The 16,132-nt window shown below is 58.7% G+C and carries 9 protein-coding genes; 8 read left to right on the plus strand and 1 reads right to left on the minus strand.

Features of this window, described 5'->3' with window-relative positions; genetic code table 11:
- Positions 1-30: 30 nt before the first annotated feature.
- The 6 genes from ACR3EP_RS15040 (at position 31) to ACR3EP_RS15065 (ending at position 9,488) form a co-directional block, all read left to right on the plus strand.
- Positions 31-1,542 carry an ABC transporter ATP-binding protein gene (locus ACR3EP_RS15040; protein WP_480638539.1) on the plus strand — a complete coding sequence of 504 codons (1,512 nt, stop codon included), beginning with the start codon at positions 31-33 and terminating at the stop codon, positions 1,540-1,542.
- Positions 1,539-2,612: an ABC transporter permease gene (locus ACR3EP_RS15045; RefSeq protein ID WP_170399328.1), complete on the plus strand. Its 1,074-nt coding sequence runs from the start codon at positions 1,539-1,541 to the stop codon at positions 2,610-2,612. The genes ACR3EP_RS15040 and ACR3EP_RS15045 overlap by 4 nt, the downstream gene beginning before the upstream one ends.
- On the plus strand, positions 2,612-3,553 hold the full coding sequence (locus ACR3EP_RS15050; RefSeq protein WP_170351939.1) for an ABC transporter permease: 942 nt from the start codon (positions 2,612-2,614) through the stop codon (positions 3,551-3,553). The genes ACR3EP_RS15045 and ACR3EP_RS15050 overlap by 1 nt, the downstream gene beginning before the upstream one ends.
- Positions 3,554-3,561: 8 nt before the next feature.
- On the plus strand, positions 3,562-4,848 hold the full coding sequence (locus ACR3EP_RS15055) for an amidohydrolase family protein (protein ID WP_480638540.1): 1,287 nt from the start codon (positions 3,562-3,564) through the stop codon (positions 4,846-4,848).
- Between the two features lie 196 nt (positions 4,849-5,044).
- A complete protein-coding gene (locus ACR3EP_RS15060) occupies positions 5,045-8,308 on the plus strand; it encodes an adenylate/guanylate cyclase domain-containing protein (protein ID WP_480638541.1) in 3,264 nt (1,087 codons plus the stop codon).
- A 16-nt stretch (positions 8,309-8,324) separates the two neighbouring features.
- A complete protein-coding gene (locus ACR3EP_RS15065; RefSeq protein ID WP_480638542.1) occupies positions 8,325-9,488 on the plus strand; it encodes a hypothetical protein in 1,164 nt (387 codons plus the stop codon).
- Here ACR3EP_RS15065 and ACR3EP_RS15070 read toward each other — a convergent pair.
- Positions 9,485-13,075 (minus strand): flavoprotein, encoded by a 3,591-nt coding sequence (locus ACR3EP_RS15070; protein ID WP_480638543.1) that lies wholly within the window; start codon positions 13,073-13,075, stop codon positions 9,485-9,487. The two genes, ACR3EP_RS15065 and ACR3EP_RS15070, sit on opposite strands and share 4 nt — an antisense overlap.
- Positions 13,076-13,476: 401 nt before the next feature.
- On the opposite strand from ACR3EP_RS15070, the gene ACR3EP_RS15075 reads away from it, so the two are divergent.
- Together ACR3EP_RS15075 and amaB are read left to right on the plus strand one after the other, a co-directional pair.
- The gene (locus ACR3EP_RS15075) at positions 13,477-14,583 is read left to right on the plus strand and encodes a saccharopine dehydrogenase family protein (RefSeq protein WP_170361843.1); all 1,107 of its coding nucleotides are present in this window, start codon (positions 13,477-13,479) and stop codon (positions 14,581-14,583) included.
- Positions 14,584-14,586: 3 nt separating this feature from the next.
- Positions 14,587-16,098 (plus strand): L-piperidine-6-carboxylate dehydrogenase, encoded by a 1,512-nt coding sequence (amaB, locus tag ACR3EP_RS15080; protein WP_480638544.1) that lies wholly within the window; start codon positions 14,587-14,589, stop codon positions 16,096-16,098.
- The last annotated feature ends 34 nt before the right edge of the window (positions 16,099-16,132 follow it).

Below are 16,132 nucleotides of genomic sequence, written 5' to 3' on the forward strand. Positions count from 1 at the left end.
GGCCGGACTTTGCGCCGGCCCGCTTTCCCCATGACTACAGTTCTCAAGCTCAACGGGTTGAGCAAACATTTCGGCCCGGTAATCGCCAATGACAATGTTAGTCTGATCCTGAACAAAGGCGAAGTTCTGGCGTTGCTCGGCGAAAACGGCGCAGGCAAGACCACGTTGATGAATATGCTGTTCGGGCATTATTTGCCCGATTCAGGGTCTATCGACGTCGCTGACGAGGCGGGTGTTCTGCAGCCCTTGCCATTGGGTCACCCGCAGGTGGCGCTGGCCGCAGGCGTGGGCATGGTGCATCAGCATTTCACGCTGGCCGAGAATATCTCGGCCCTAGATAATATCACATTGGGCTCAGAACCCCTGCTTGCACTGCGCCGCAGCCGGCAGGAGGCCCGAGAAAAGATTCAGGCCATTATAGATCGAAGTGGCCTGACCGCGCCGCTGGATACGCCCGTAGGACGATTGTCGGTGGGTGAACGGCAGCGGGTGGAAATCCTGAAAGCCCTGTATCGGCAGGCGCGAATTTTGGTACTGGACGAACCCACCGCCGTGCTGACCCCGCAAGAGGCCGACACATTGTTCGAAAACATCCGTATGATGACGGATGAGGGGCTGTCGGTCATTTTCATCAGCCACAAGCTGCGCGAGGTTCTGGCCTTTTCTGATCGGATCGCGGTGCTGCGCCACGGGCGCAAAGTTGGTGAGATGGCTACATCCGAAGCGGATGAGAAATCTATCGCCCGAATGATGGTCGGGGCGGATACGCCGGAACTTGCCGGGGGCACCATGGCGCCGGGCGTTCCGGTACTCAGCCTGTCCGGCGTGTCAGTCGCTGGCCGGTCCAAGCGCGATACGCTCAGTTCTGTAGATCTAACTGTACATGCGCATGAAATCCTCGGGATCGCTGGGGTTTCGGGCAACGGACAAAGCGGGTTGGCCAATGTGATCTCTGGTCTCGTTCAGCCAGAACAGGGTCTAATAAAGGTGGATGGAGTTGAAATCGGCACGCTCAACCCCGCGGCGATGATACGGGCGGGCGTGGGTCGTATCCCCGAAGATCGCCACCACGAAGGCATCGTTGGCGCGATGAGCGTGGCTGAAAACATGGTGATCGAGCGATTGGGTGACAGCGACGTGCAATCGCGCGGCCTGCTGCGACGTGAGGCGATCGAAGAGAACGCCGCGCGCCTTGCAAAGGCTTATGACGTGCGTGGGCCGGGTGTCGAAGCACCGGCGCGGTTGCTGTCGGGTGGCAATATACAAAAGCTTATTCTGGCGCGGGTATTTGATCGGGCACCGCGTTTGATCCTGGCCAATCAACCGACGCGTGGTCTGGACATGGGGGCTGCTGCCGAGGTCGGACGCCGCCTGCTTGAGGCGCGCGCGCGCGGGGCCGGAGTGGTTCTGATCTCAGAAGATCTTGATGAAATTCTGGGTTTGGCCGACCGCATCGTGGTGATCCGCGATGGTGAATTGCACGAGGCCCCCGGCCGTGACCGCGAACAGATCGGGCTGATGATGGCAGGAGAACCGGCATGATCCGCATAGAACCGCGCCAGACTCAGTCGCGAGCCTTTACCCTGGGTGTTCCAATCCTGTCCGCCATAATTGCACTGGGGTTTGCCGCCATTCCATTGCTGGCCGCGGGGGCGAACCCTATTCTGGCGTATCAAGAGATGTTTCGCGGCGTATTTGGTTCTGTTTTCGCATTTTCCGAGGTGCTGACGCGCGCCACGCCACTGATCTTTACCGGTCTGGCCGCCGCTTTGGCGTTCCGCGCCAAGCTGTGGAATATCGGGGCCGAAGGGCAGCTGTATCTGGGTGCGATGGCGGCTGTGGCGGTTGGGTCGGGGGTGCTGGATGTCCATGGTATCTTGTTATTACCGCTGATCGTCGTGCTGGGTGCTGCAGCGGGTGCGGCAGGGATGGTTGCCCCGACCTATCTGAAAATCCGTTTTGGCGCGGATGAGGTGGTGACTACCTTGCTGTTGAATTTCATCATTCTGATCTTTGTGCAGATGATGCTGGAAGGGGCCCTACAGGACCCAATGAGCCTGGGATGGCCGCAATCCGCACCTATCCTGGATCAGGGTATGTTGCCGCCTTTGATCGAGCGGATGCGAGTGCATTCAGGGTTGATTGTGGCTCTGATACTGGCCGGATTGGCGCAATTCATGCTGGCCCGATCGGTTTGGGGATTCCGTTTGCGGGCGGTGGGGGAAAACGCTGCTGCCGCGCGCCATGCCGGGATCAATGTAAACCGCTCGCTGTTTGGCGTGGCCATCTTGTCTGGTGGCCTTGCGGGGCTGGCCGGGGTCAGCGAGGTCGCCGGGCTCAAGGGGTATCTGACCTCGGACCTGTCGCCGGGCTTTGGCTATACCGGCATCGTGGTCGCCATGTTGGCGGGGCTGTCACCTGTGGGCGTGGTGATCGCCGCGTTGTTCATCGCATCCGTGTTCGTAGGGGCTGACAGTATGAGCCGCGCAATGGGCGTGTCGTCTTTTCTGGCCGATCTGGTGGTGTCGGTTTCGTTGCTTTGCGTGTTGGTTGGTGGGTTCTTTGCCCGCTACAGGATCGTTCGGGCCAGCACGTCAGGGGTCACGTCATGATGGATATCCTTAATATCCTGCTCTCCGAAAGCTTCTGGGCCGCGTCCTTGCGCATCGCCACGCCGCTGATCTTTGGCGTGCTGGGTGCGTTGATTTGCGAACGGGCGGGCGTGCTGAACCTCGGGATCGAGGGGATATTTGTCGTCGGAGCGATGTGCGGCTGGATGGCCGTCTGGTTGGGCGCGGGGCTGTGGGGCGGCGTGCTGGTCGCGGCGCTGGCCGGGGCCTTTTTTGGCCTATTGCACGCGATCCTAACGGTGCCTCTGGGTCTGTCGCAACATGTCTCGGGGCTGGGGATCACTCTGTTTGCAACCTCCGTCAGTTATTACACCTATCGCACCGCATTGCCGAACGTGTCGTCACCGCCGCGGATCGAGCCATTTCAACCGCTGGATTTGCCCGTACTGTCAGATCTACCCTTTTTAGGGACTGTTTTGTTCCAGCAAACCGCACTGACATGGCTGGCTCTGCTCATGGTGGCGGTGGTCTGGTATGTGATGAACCGCACCGCCCTGGGCGTGGCCATTCAGGCGGTTGGAGACAACCCGGACAGTGTCGATGCACAAGGCCTGTCGGTTTACGGGCTGCGGATCGGGGCCATTGTCGCGGGCTCGGCCTTGATGGCTTTGGGCGGGGCTTTCCTCACGATGAGCGCCTTTGATGCCTTCTTCTTCGGCATGGTCAACGGGCGCGGCTGGGTTTGCATCGCGCTGGTAATCTTTGCCAGTTGGCGGCCTGGAAAGGCGCTGTTGGGCGCGTTGTTGTTCGGGGCCTTTGATGCGTTGCAGGTGCGGCTGCAAACCGAGATCGGCGCGCTGGTGCCAGGTCAGGTATTCCTGATGGCCCCTTATATCCTCTCGATCATCGCCCTTGTGGTTGCGGCGCGGTCGGCGGATTATCCGCGTGCATTGCTCACCCCCTGGTTCAAGGGCCAACGATAGGAAACGTCATGTTCGATCTGATCGTCAAGAATGCCACCCTGACCGATGGCCAGACTGGCATTGATATTGCCTGCGCGGATGGCAAGATCGCCGCGATTGAATCCGGGATCACAGCCGAAGCTGGCGAAGTAATCGATGCGGGTGGCCAATTGGTTTCTCCCCCTTTTGTTGACCCGCATTTTCATATGGATGCGACTCTATCGCTAGGTATTCCGCGCATGAATGTCTCGGGCACATTGCTGGAAGGTATCGCGCTGTGGGGAGAGCTGAAGCCGATCCAAACGGTCGAGGACATCGTTGCGCGTGCAATGCGGTATTGCGAGCTGGCCGTGGCCAAGGGGATTGGCGCGATCCGCAGCCATGTGGATACCTGCGATGATGAGCTGAAGGGTGTTGAAGCCCTGCTGCAAGTGCGCGAGCAGGTGAAGGACCACCTGGATCTGCAACTGGTTGCCTTTCCGCAGGACGGTGTTCTGCGCGACCCTACCGCGATGCAGAACACGATCCGCGCACTGGACAAGGGTGTGGATGTGGTGGGCGGTATTCCGCATTTCGAACGCACCATGGCGGACGGGGCCGACTCTGTACGTCAGCTTTGCGAAATCGCGGCCCAACGTGGCTTGATGGTCGACATGCATTGTGACGAAAGCGATGACCCGCAAAGCCGCCATATCGAGACGTTGGCCTATGAAACCCAACGATTGGGTCTAAACGGACGGGTGGCGGGGTCGCATCTGACCTCGATGCATTCGATGGACAACTACTATGTATCGAAACTGATCCCTCTGATGGTCGAAGCCGGGGTACATGCAATCCCAAACCCGTTGATCAACATTATGCTTCAGGGCCGCCACGACACGTATCCCAAACGCCGCGGCCAGACCCGCGTGCGCGAATTACGCGATGCGGGGATCACCGTGGGGTTCGGATCGGATTGCATGATGGACCCGTGGTATTCGCTGGGTAAGGCCGACATGTTGGACGTGGCCTTTATGGGGCTGCATGTGGGCCAGCTGTCCAGCCGGGCTGATATGGCATGGTGTTTTGATGCGGTGACCGAAAACTCGGCCCGGATCATGGGGTTGCAGGGGTACGGCGTGGCCAAGGGTTGCGACGCGAATTTCGTTCTGCTGCAGGCCAGCGACAAGATCGAGGCGATCCGCCTGCGCGCCCATCGTCTGACCGTGGTGCGCAAAGGCCGGGTTATCGCCCGGTCGAATCCGGTGATCCATGAACTGACCTTGCCCGGCGGGCAGACATCTCTGGATGAGGCACGCGTGCCATTCATAAGCTGAAATCTGACAAGGCCACACGGTGTTACAGGTTTGAACGCGGCAAATCTCGATAAGCTCATCCTGAATCTCTGCGGTCAGATGCTCCTGTTTCGTGCATATGGGCGTACATAAACATTAAATTCGTTAACCATTGCAGACTCAGACGGGTCTGCTGTGCTAGGTCTGTGACTGAAGTTGGGGGCTTCAGAGGGGCGACATGTCTCAGGACCTTAGGGACTGGCTAAGCGCACTTGGACTATCTGACTATGCGCAAGCCTTTTTGGATAACAAAATTGATTTCGCAATTTTGCCCGATCTGACGGGCGAAGACCTGATCGAAATCGGAGTGACCGCTGTCGGAGACCGCCGCAGGCTGCTGCGCGCGATTGCTGAGCTTGAGACTGTCGAAACCGTTCAACCCTATGAGCCCGAAACCCCGCTGGAGCCCGCCAGGCGGCAAGTCACAGTCATGTTCGCCGACCTAACCGGCTTTACCCGCCTGACCAGCGAGTTGGACGCCGAGGACATGCATGAACTGCTGAACGCGTTTTTTGCCAAGGTGGATCATGTGGTCGAAAAATTCGGTGGTCGGATCGACAAGCATATCGGGGACGCGGTGATGGCGGTGTTTGGAGCGCCGATATCGCACACCAACGATACCGAGCGGGCCGCGCGGGCGGCGCTGGAAATCCATGCAGTGCTGCCCGCTTTGAACCCGCCTCTGTCGTGTCACATCGGCATCGCGTCGGGTCAGGTGATCGCCAGCACAACCGGCAGTCAGGCGCATACAGAATACACGGTGACGGGCGACGGCGTTAATCTGGCGTCGCGCATCACCGATATGGCGACGCCGGGTGATACTTTGGTGTCCCATGACATTCAGCGCGCGTTAGGGCCGCTTTTTGTCGGCGAGTCGCTGGGTGAAAAGCCGATCAAGGGGCTGAACGAACCGGTCGAACTGTGGCGTCTGGATCGAATGGCGCGCAACATCCGGTCACGCCGGCACCGATTTGTCGGTCGCGAGCGCGAGATGTCGCTGTTCTCGGCCACGTTCGATCGCTGCCAGCAGCACGGCAAGGGTGAGGTGCATATCGTTCTGGGCGAGCCGGGCATCGGCAAGACTCATCTGTCCGAACAGGTTGCCGAAATGGCTGCGGAGCTCGGATACTCGATCCACAATGGCGTGGTCATGGATTTCGGCGCGCGTGAGGGGCATTCGGCCATCCAGTCCGTTGCCCGCAGCATTCTGGGGCTGCAACCGACGGATGACGCTGCCACCGGTGCTGCAATGGCGCAGGATGCGGTGACCAAGGGCTGGGTGTCGCCGTCTAACGTGGCACATCTGAACGCGCTTTTGGAACTGGAGCAGGACCCTGGCCTGGCCGAAGTTTATGCTGTGATGGATAACGCCACCCGCCAACGCGGAAGGCGGCAAGTGATCGACGAGCTGATCGCGGCACGCAGTCGTGACGCGCCGATGCTCATCCAGATCGAGGATATCCACTGGGCCGCCCCCGAAATTCTGACCGCCTGCGCCCATATTGCCGCGACCACGCGCGATTTGCCTTGTGTACTGTTGATGACCAGCCGGGTCGAGGGCGATCCGATCAACCGTGAATGGCAAATGGGCACCGAAGGCGCGCTGATCTCGAAGCTGGAACTGGCGCCGATGGGGGATGAGCAGGCCCGACAGCTGGTTCAGGAGTTCACCGGCGTGGACCCCGAACTGCTGGATGCCTGCGTAAAGCGCGCCGGGGGCAACCCGCTGTTTCTGGAACAGCTCTTGCGCAATATCGATGTGCTGAAACGCGAATCCGTGCCGGGCAGCATTCAGGGCATCGTGCAATCGCGGCTGGATGCGCTGGACCGGCGCAGTCGGGCGGCGATTCAGGCGGCCTCGGTGTTGGGTCAGAGGTTCTCGCCCGAGGTGCTGAACTATGTCTTGGGTGAAGGGCATCTGGACACTTCGACCCTGATCCGGTCCGCCCTGATCCGTGAGGCAGGAACCGATCTGATGTTTGCCCACGCGCTGATCCGCGACGGGTCTTATGCGACGCTGGTGAAATCCGAACGCGCGCGGCTGCATCGTCAGGCCGCGAAATGGTTCGAGGATCGCGATGCCACCCTGCGGGCGCAACATCTGGATCGGGCAGGTGCCACCAATGCGGCACAAGCGTATCTGGAAGCTGCCGAGAAATTGATTCAGGCGTTCCAGTTTGATGATGCCAGCCCGCTGATCGAACGGGCCTTGGAATTGCCCGCGCCATCCGGGGTACGGTTCGATCTGTTTTGCGCGCGCGGTGAAACCCACCGTTTGCAGGGCCTGTCGGACGACGCCTTGCGCGAATTCAAAGAAGCGGCCGATCTGGCTGAAACGGATGAACAGACCGCCCGCGCCCATATCGGGTTGGCGCAGGCCGCACGGCAGGCCAGTTTGTACAAAGACGCATTGCAAAGCCTGGGTACGGCCGAGATAGCTGCAGAGCGGTGTGGATCGGAACGCGATATTGCCCAGATCAACTATGTCCGTGGCAATGTGTATTTTCCTCTGGGTCGGGTCGAGGACGCCCTGCAAAGCAATGAAAAGGCTCTAACACTGGCCAGAAAGTTGGAATCGGCGCGGCTTGAGGTCGGTGCGCTCAGCGGTTTCGGCGATGCGAATTTCATGAACGCGACCATGCAGACCGCCACGGGGTTCTATACGCAGGCGGTGGAACGGGCACGAGAAAAGGGGTTAGTGCGTGATCTGGCAGCGAACCTGCACAACCTCAGCGTGGCGCGCAGCTATACCGGCGATGTGGCGCAGGGCAAGCTGGATGCACAAGAGGCCATCGAGGTGTCCCAGAAGTATTTTGCCTTTGTGCCGGAATGCGTGGCCCAGACCTGCCTAGGCGTTGCGCATACGTTTTTGGGTGAGCTGGATCGGGCGCTGGAGACCTTCGCAGTTTCGGCCGAAATTGCCAGCCGCGTAGGCGCAAAGCGGCTTGAGGCGCAGGCATTGGAGCATCTGGCCCGCACACAGGTTTACGCCGGGCAGATGGACGATGCACGGGAAACCGGTCAGCGGGCTGTCGATATTGCGCTCGAACATGGTCGGAATTTCGTGGGGCCCAAGGCGTTGTCGGCGCTGGCCATGGCGGAAACAGACCCTAATAAACAGGATCAGCACCTGAAACTGGGCGCCCAGATCATTGCCGAGGGTTGCGTTGGCCACAGCCACCTGCATTTTTATCCCGATGCCAGCGCCGTCATGCTGGCACGGCAGGAATGGGACCGGGCGACTGAATATGCGGACGCATTGGCAAAATTCACCGCCGAGGAACCCCTGCCAATGGTCGACCTGTCGATACAGCACACCAGGGTTCTGGCCGCGTGCGGGGGCTGGGGCATTCCCATGTCAGCACATGAAGATTTCGAAGCGCTGGGCGCGCGCTTTTCCGAGATGGGCATCACGCAATCTCTGGTCGGGCGGTTGAATTGAGCGGGCGAGGGGCTGAATGAGCATCGAAAAGAAGGTTTGGCTGATTTCCGGTGCCCTGACGCTTGCTCTGGCCGTCGTGCTGTTCAAACTTTTGGTCGCGCTGAACCATTTTGAGGGCGACCCGACGCAATTGCCAGATGAGGCCTCAGTCGATGAGTATCTGCAAAAGCTGGACAATTTGCCCGACTATCGGGTCAAAACCGGCATCTTCATCAAATCCTTCAGCTTTACCGGCGCCAGCGACGTGCGCGTGAGCGGCTACGTCTGGCAACATTTCGAAGACGGCGTTCATGACGCGATCAAGCCAACCGAAAAAGAGATCGGGTTCATCCTGCCCGAGGCCGTCGATGCCGCGAATGGTGTAATCGAAGAGGCCTATAGGATGGAGCAGGACGGCGTGACCCTGATTGGCTGGTATTTTGAACAGACCCTGCGGCAGAGCTTTGACTACACCAGCTATCCGTTCGACCATAAAACCGTCTGGGTCCGGTTTTGGCCCGGTGAGTTTGATATAAATGTGGCTCTAATCCCTGATTTTACGTCCTATCCCGCCACCGGGCCGGATGATATTTTTGGCATAGATCCTCGCATCGTCATGGGCACGTGGGAGCGTGAGAACACCTATTTCGACTATCGCTTGTCCGATCTGGATACCACGCTGGGAATTGGCGAAAACGAGTTCCAGACCAACCTGCCGGAACTGCATTATAACTTCGTCATCAAGCGCAATTTCGGGAACGCTTTCATTGTCCACATGATCCCGTTGATCGTGGTGACGATGCTGCTGTTCGGTGCGGTAATGACGGTGACCCGCCGCCCCGAATTGATCGAACGGCATGATTTCAGTACCTCCAGCGTGATCGGCACATGCTCGGTCTTGTTTTTCGTGATCCTGCTGGCCCATGTACAGCTGCGTGAAGGCTTTGCCGGATCGCCGGTGATCTACATGGAGTCGTTCTTTTTCCTGATGTATTTTCTGTTGCTGGCGGTTTCCGTAAACACCTACTTGTTTGCATCCGAGGCTGTGCCGTCCCTGCGGCTTATCCATTACAAGGACAACCTGTACCCAAAGGCCGCGTTCTGGCCTGTTGTCCTTCTGTGCATGGTGGCGATCACGGGCTACAACCTCAGCCTCAAGGCTGGACCCGAGGTTGAGGCCGTGATCGAAACCCACAATTAGGCTGTCGGTTGAAACCCCGGTTTTGGCGTACCGGTGGCCATATCCAGCGTGTATTCCGCCACGATCCCGGATGTGCCTTGTTCCCATTCATCCAGATACTTGGTGGGATGCGCGATCACATAGGTATAGGCGGGTTTTTTGACGCCGTTGATCAACACGTTGATCCGCTTGCGAACATAAACATTCTCGGGCGAGTTGGGGCCGTGATAGCCTTCAAGCTTGTCCAGCTCTTTCATCCCGGTGGATGAGACGCGATAGACCTCGCCCCGCACCGCTTTGCCACGGCCTTTCTGGTCGACCAGCGTGGCCATCCGGTGCAAAAACCCACAGTTCGGATTATCGCAGAACGGTTTGTGCGGCACGATCAGGGGCATGCGTTGCCGGGTGATCGCCTCGCCCACAAAATCATCCAGCACCTCGGCATGGGCATCGTGATTGGGAAAGCCTTTCTTCAACGATCCGTAGGTGAAGTAGAGATGGGTCTTTTCACGGTCTTCTATCAGATCGTCTTCGTCCTCATCCTCAAGCTCAGTCAGAGTGTGAGTATTGGCCCAATCGTCCAGCATCGCCTGGATTTCGTCCGAGACTTTGGCGTCTCTGGCGTTTTTGGGATTCTGCAGGAACTGGATGCACGAACTGGCGTCGATCCCATCAGCTGCCAGCAGGATTTTCACCATCTCGACCGAGTTGTTCATTACCGCCACATGCAGGCTGGTAAAGCCGTGGTCATTGCTGGCGTTGACGTTGATGCCACGGTCGATCAGCGCCTGTGCCGCCTCAAGGTCGGGCTTGCCCAGATCCATCCCGCTCTCGTTCATCTCGCCTTCGCCGCCTGCCGCGTAGTGCAACAGGGTGTCGCCGTTGCTGTCATCAACGATATCAATTCCAGCCATACCGTTGTCGATGGCCTGAAATACACGGCCCCATTGCGCGAATTCATCCGAGGCGGCGGCCTCTTGCGCCCATTTGCAGATGTTGTGTTCCTGATCGGCCAGTTCCTCGAAGGCCTCGTCCAGAACCTCCATGATCTGATCCGGGGTGGCCATCATACCGATGCCCATCATGCCGTTAGACAGCCGCCCTTTGCGCGGCCCGACCAGATCAATACCCAGATCGCGCAGTTTTTCGACATTGTTCTGGGTGGTGACGTTGTTCCACATATTGGTGTTGCAAGCGGGGCAGAGGATCACCGGTTTGTTCCGGTATTGCCACGCCACAAAGACCGAGGTCAGCAGGTTGTCGGCAATTCCGTTGGCGATCTTGCCCATTGTGTTGCAGGTCACCGGCGCCACGATCACGCAATCGGCCCAGTCACACAGCGCCAGATGCGAGGCGCGCAGGGGCATTCCAAACTCGATATAGCGAAAGTTCCACTCGTCATCGTCGCGGTAATAGTCGTTATGGGTGATGCATCGTTCGATCCGTTCGGCACCGAAATCGCGAAAGAACCTCTCGGCCGAGACCGAGGGGATCAGTTTCACGTTGTGCCCGGCCTGTGTGATCCGTTCCACCAGTTCCGGCACCTTGTCGGCTGCCGATGATCCGCAGGCGCACAGCAATACGTTGCGCTTTTCGGTCGGCGCATCGGTCAACCCGCCCTTGGGATAACCAAAGATGTTCTTGTCCAGGCTGGGGGATTCATGGCGCAGCAGAACCGGTAGACCGGCTTTGTGTACCCGTTCCTGCAACCGACCTTTCAGGATCATATCGACAATGTCCGACCGCCTGCCCAGGCATTCGCTCTGGAAAAACAGGTAAGGCGGTTTTTCCTTACCGGTCAGCACATTCAGTTGCCGCCGGATCTTCATCACATTGGCCCCGTGGCCTTCAATGTCGATCAGCTTGATGCTGGTGATGCCGATATTGGACAGGATACTACGCAGCATATAGGACCACGGGTCCTCATCGGCGTAAAACAGCACAAGCGGGTTGGTCGCGACAATGCGGGCCACGTCGGTGGGGTCTTCTGGGGGGTCGTGTTCCTCGATCACCAGCATCGCTGGGTTTTTCAAATCACGCAGGCCGCGGAAGATATGCCCGCGCGGGGCCTGCCACACCTGCGAGGTCGCGGGGCTCATATCCACCACGGTCACCAGATCGGTATCCTCGTCATAGGCGATGCAGAGGCACCAGAATTCCTCAAGCAAGGCCGTTTCACGATAGACGTTCTCGGGCGGACGGATGACTTCAAACCCCAGCACGCGGTTAAAGTCGATGTTGATCATCAGGTGCCGATCATCATCGCTGTTGAGCAAGCGCAAATGATCTTGGAACCATTTCTCGGGTGTTATCTCCTCGGGATTAGGTCGCAAGGCATAACTGTGGAACGTGCTGCCCAGATGCACATCGGGCGATTGGCTCAGGTACCGCTGCGCAAGGCTGTGCATTTCCTTGGCGGTGGACACACGGCTCAAGGCTTCGGTGTAATCGGTTTGCGTGGCAATCAGCAGCTTGTCTTCATCGACCTGCTCATCCCCAAGGATCGCCAGACTTTCGGCCAGCACCCCCAACGAGTTCATGTTCGGGCTGGCCCGCCGGAACAGGTTGCGGCGTTTCTTGGGGTCTTTGGCCAGATACAATGTGCTGTCCACATAGTTGCAGTCCTGCTGCAGGGTCTGCAGGTTGGTCTTAACAGCCTCACGCGCTGAAAACCGCAGGATGCCCCGTGATCGCATCGAGGTTCCGTCGCGATCCGACATTCCGGCCCACAGCCGGTCGATGGTGGTGACCCACAGCTTGCCGTATTTCTCGGGGTGGACGTCCATCATATGCACCAGCCCGGTGCTGGGGTTGCACTTGGCGATGATGGCAAAGTGGCCCCCCGGCATGGTCGGTTTGCCATGGGCGACACCGACCTGAAAATTTGCCACCAGGATGTCGTTGTCTCCACCCAGGCGGTTGGATTCGTCGATCGCCTTCAGCAAAATTTCGACCGAGGTCGTGGCCTCGTCCATGAAATAGGCCTGAACCTGCACCTTGTCGCGCAGGCCCTGGGTGTGGATGAAGGTGCAGGCGACGTCGTAAAGCTCACCCAGTGAAATACCATCATTGACCACGAAAGACGTGGGCAGGGCACATTCGCGAAAGATATCGTTGACCTCGCAACTGAACCCCAGCGCCGACATGCTCAGCGCTGCTGCCGTCACGCTGCAGCAATTGATGGGTTGCTGAAAGTTCTGCAAATGCACGCTGACCAGATCACCGAACAGGGTGTCATAGCAGGCCTCGCGGATGTCAGTCGGAATTTCCAGCCAGTGATTGCTGGACAAATAAGCCAACTTGGTGCCGGGCGTGGCCAAAGCTTCGAGGCTGACGGGAATATCAAAGATTTCAAGATGTTCCTCGTAGAAATAGTCGCCCGCATCGGCCGTTGCCAGAACCGTCTCGTCCTGTCGCAGATGCACCTCGCCCCCCAGCACCACATACATGCCCTGCGATGGCAGGATCGTATCCTCAGCCACCTCGAAACACTCGAAATGCGGTTGGATTACGGTTGGATCATCGGCGGGCAGAACTTCTTGTATCAGCGCCCATTCGGATTCGGTTGGATGATAGGAAATAGTGTTTTCAATCGGGTCTTTAGGCACGTCTGTTCCCCCCTGAACTAAAGCCGTGAATGTCGTCAAAGAACCAGTGCTGCGTCTTGTGGCATGTGTCAGGCGTCTTATGGTCAAACAGAAATATAGGACCGGCCCGACGGTTAATCTGCACTGGCCGGGCCAACAGAACGCGCACGTTCAGCGCGAACAAATGGGCCCAATTGCGCGTACCGTATCGCATTTGGACACAAAAATCACCGATGTTGTTGATTTGACTATACGAGTTCGGATTGTAGCTTTTGTCGCCCGCTTCCTGTCAGCCATGGTTTTGACATTATGTCGAAATTACCGTCGTAATGACGTAACTCTCCGCGTTTTCGTCAAGAATACCCCTGCAGATCGAACAGCCCACCCCTCATACTTTTCCTAAACGAAAGAGGAGGCGCGTTTTGAGCTGGAACATTTGTGTCATAGGGGCAGGTAAGATCGGTCAGATGATCGCCAGCCTGCTGCAAGCATCGTCGAATTACTCGGTCACCGTTGCCGACCGCGATCTGGCGGCGTTATCGGTGCTTAATAAACAGGGGATTGCGACCCGGCAGATCGATGTGGGGGATGAGGCACAACTGACCCAAGGACTGTCTGGGTTTGATGCCGTAATCTCAGCTGCTCCGTTCTTTTTGACGCCGAAGATTGCCAAGGCGGCCAAGACCGCCGGGGCACACTACTTTGACCTGACCGAAGACGTTGCAGCCACCAATGCGGTGCGCGAATTGGCCGAAGACAGCGATACCGCCTTCATGCCGCAATGCGGTCTGGCTCCGGGCTTCGTTGGCATTGCTGGCGCGTCGCTGGCGGCCGAATTTGACGAGTTGGACAGCCTGCACATGCGGGTGGGGGCGCTGCCACTCTATCCGACCAACGCGATGAAATACAATCTGACCTGGTCGACCGACGGGCTGATCAACGAGTACTGCAACCCCTGCGATGCCATCGTGAATGGCGAGCGCGTGAAAACCGCGCCGCTGGAAGATTACGAAGTGCTGGGCCATGACGGGGTGGAATACGAATGCTTCAACACCTCCGGCGGGTTGGGCACGCTGCCCGAAACGCTTGAGGGTAAGGCGCGGGCGGTATCCTATCGCTCGATCCGCTATCCCGGCCATTGCGATATCCTGAAGCTGCTGCTCAAGGATCTGGGGCTGGAGCGCCGCCGCGACCTGCTGAAGGACATCTTCGAGACCGCGCTGCCGCGCACCGATCAGGATGTGGTGCTGGTCTATTGCACTGCCAAGGGTCTGATTGACGGTGCGCTGCGCGAGAAATCCCTGATCAACAAAAGCTTTGCCCGCACCCTCAACGGACAGGTCTGGAGCGCCATTCAGGTCACCACCGCCGCAGGCGTTCTGGGCGTGGTCGACCTGATGCGCACCGGGGGACTGCCCGCAAAAGGATTTATCCGGCAGGAACAGGTGAACCTGTCCGATTTCCTCAACACTGAATTTGGCCGACTCTATCGCGCCGGCGACGTAACTGAACAGAACAAGGCGGCCTGAGATATGAAAGACATCGTGATGACTGCGCAAACCACCCTGGCAAATCTGGACCTGACCGAGGCCGAACTGACCGGCGGCACGCTCAAGGTGACCTCGCCGATTGACGGTAGCCTGCTGGCCGAGGTGCATGAGACCCCAGCTTCCGACATGGAGGCCATCCTTGCCCGTTCGAAAATGGCCTTCAAGGCATGGCGCACCGTGCCCGCGCCGCGCCGGGGAGAGTTGATCCGTCTGCTGGGCGAGGAATTGCGCGCCGCCAAGGGCGATCTGGGCGCGCTGGTCAGCTGGGAGGCTGGCAAGATCACCTCGGAAGGTCTGGGCGAAGTGCAGGAGATGATCGACATCTGCGATTTTGCCGTTGGCCTGTCGCGCCAGCTATACGGTCTGACCATTGCCTCGGAACGGCCCGGCCACCGGATGATGGAGACATGGCACCCGGCGGGTCCGGTGGGCGTAATCTCGGCCTTCAACTTCCCCGTCGCAGTCTGGTCGTGGAACGCAGCGCTTGCGCTGGTGTGTGGCGATCCGGTGATCTGGAAGCCGTCCGAGAAGTCCCCGCTGACGGCAATGGCCTGTCAGAAAATCTTTGAACGTGCACTGGCCCGGTTCGGCGACGCGCCCGAAGGCTTGTTGCAAACCCTGATCGGCGGCGCCGCGCTGGGCGAGACGCTGGTGGCCAGCGAGGATGTGCCGGTGATCTCGGCCACGGGTTCAACCCGTATGGGCCGCGCAGTGGCCCCCATCGTGGCGCAGCGGTTTGGCAAGTGCATTCTGGAACTGGGCGGCAACAACGCAATGATTGTCGGTCCGTCGGCTGACTTGGAAATGGCAGTGCGGGCGATTGTCTTTTCGGCTGTGGGCACCGCGGGTCAGCGTTGTACCACACTGCGCCGTCTGATTGTGCATAACTCGATCCGTGAAGAATTGGTGAGCCGTTTGAAAAAGGCCTATGCTGGTTTGCCCATTGGCAACCCGCTGGCTGAGGGCACCTTGATTGGCCCGCTGATCGACGAAGCCTCGGGTGCGGCCATGACCGCAGCCCTGAAAGCGGCCGAGGCCGAAGGCGGCACCGTATTCGGCGGCAACCGTGTGACCGAAGGCGTGCCAGCCGGGGTCTATATGGCACCCGCCATCGTCGAAATGCCCGGCCAAAGCGATGTGGTGAAGACCGAAACCTTTGCTCCGATCCTCTATGTCATGGGTTATGACGATTTTGACGATGCGATCGAGATTCAGAATGACGTACCGCAAGGTCTGTCGTCGTGCGTGTTCACCCTGAACATGCGTGAGGCCGAGCAGTTTTTGACCGCAGCCGGGTCGGATTGCGGAATTGCCAACGTAAATATCGGACCTTCGGGTGCCGAGATCGGTGGCGCATTTGGCGGCGAGAAGGAAACCGGTGGCGGGCGCGAAAGCGGCTCGGACGCCTGGAAGGCTTATATGCGGCGTCAGACCAATACGGTGAACTACTCAGCCGAACTGCCGCTGGCCCAAGGCGTCAAGTTCGACATCTGATTGACCCTTCCGGCGGCATCGGCAGGTGCCGCCG

The sequence above is a fragment of the Ruegeria sp. BB10 genome, assembly GCF_056535725.1.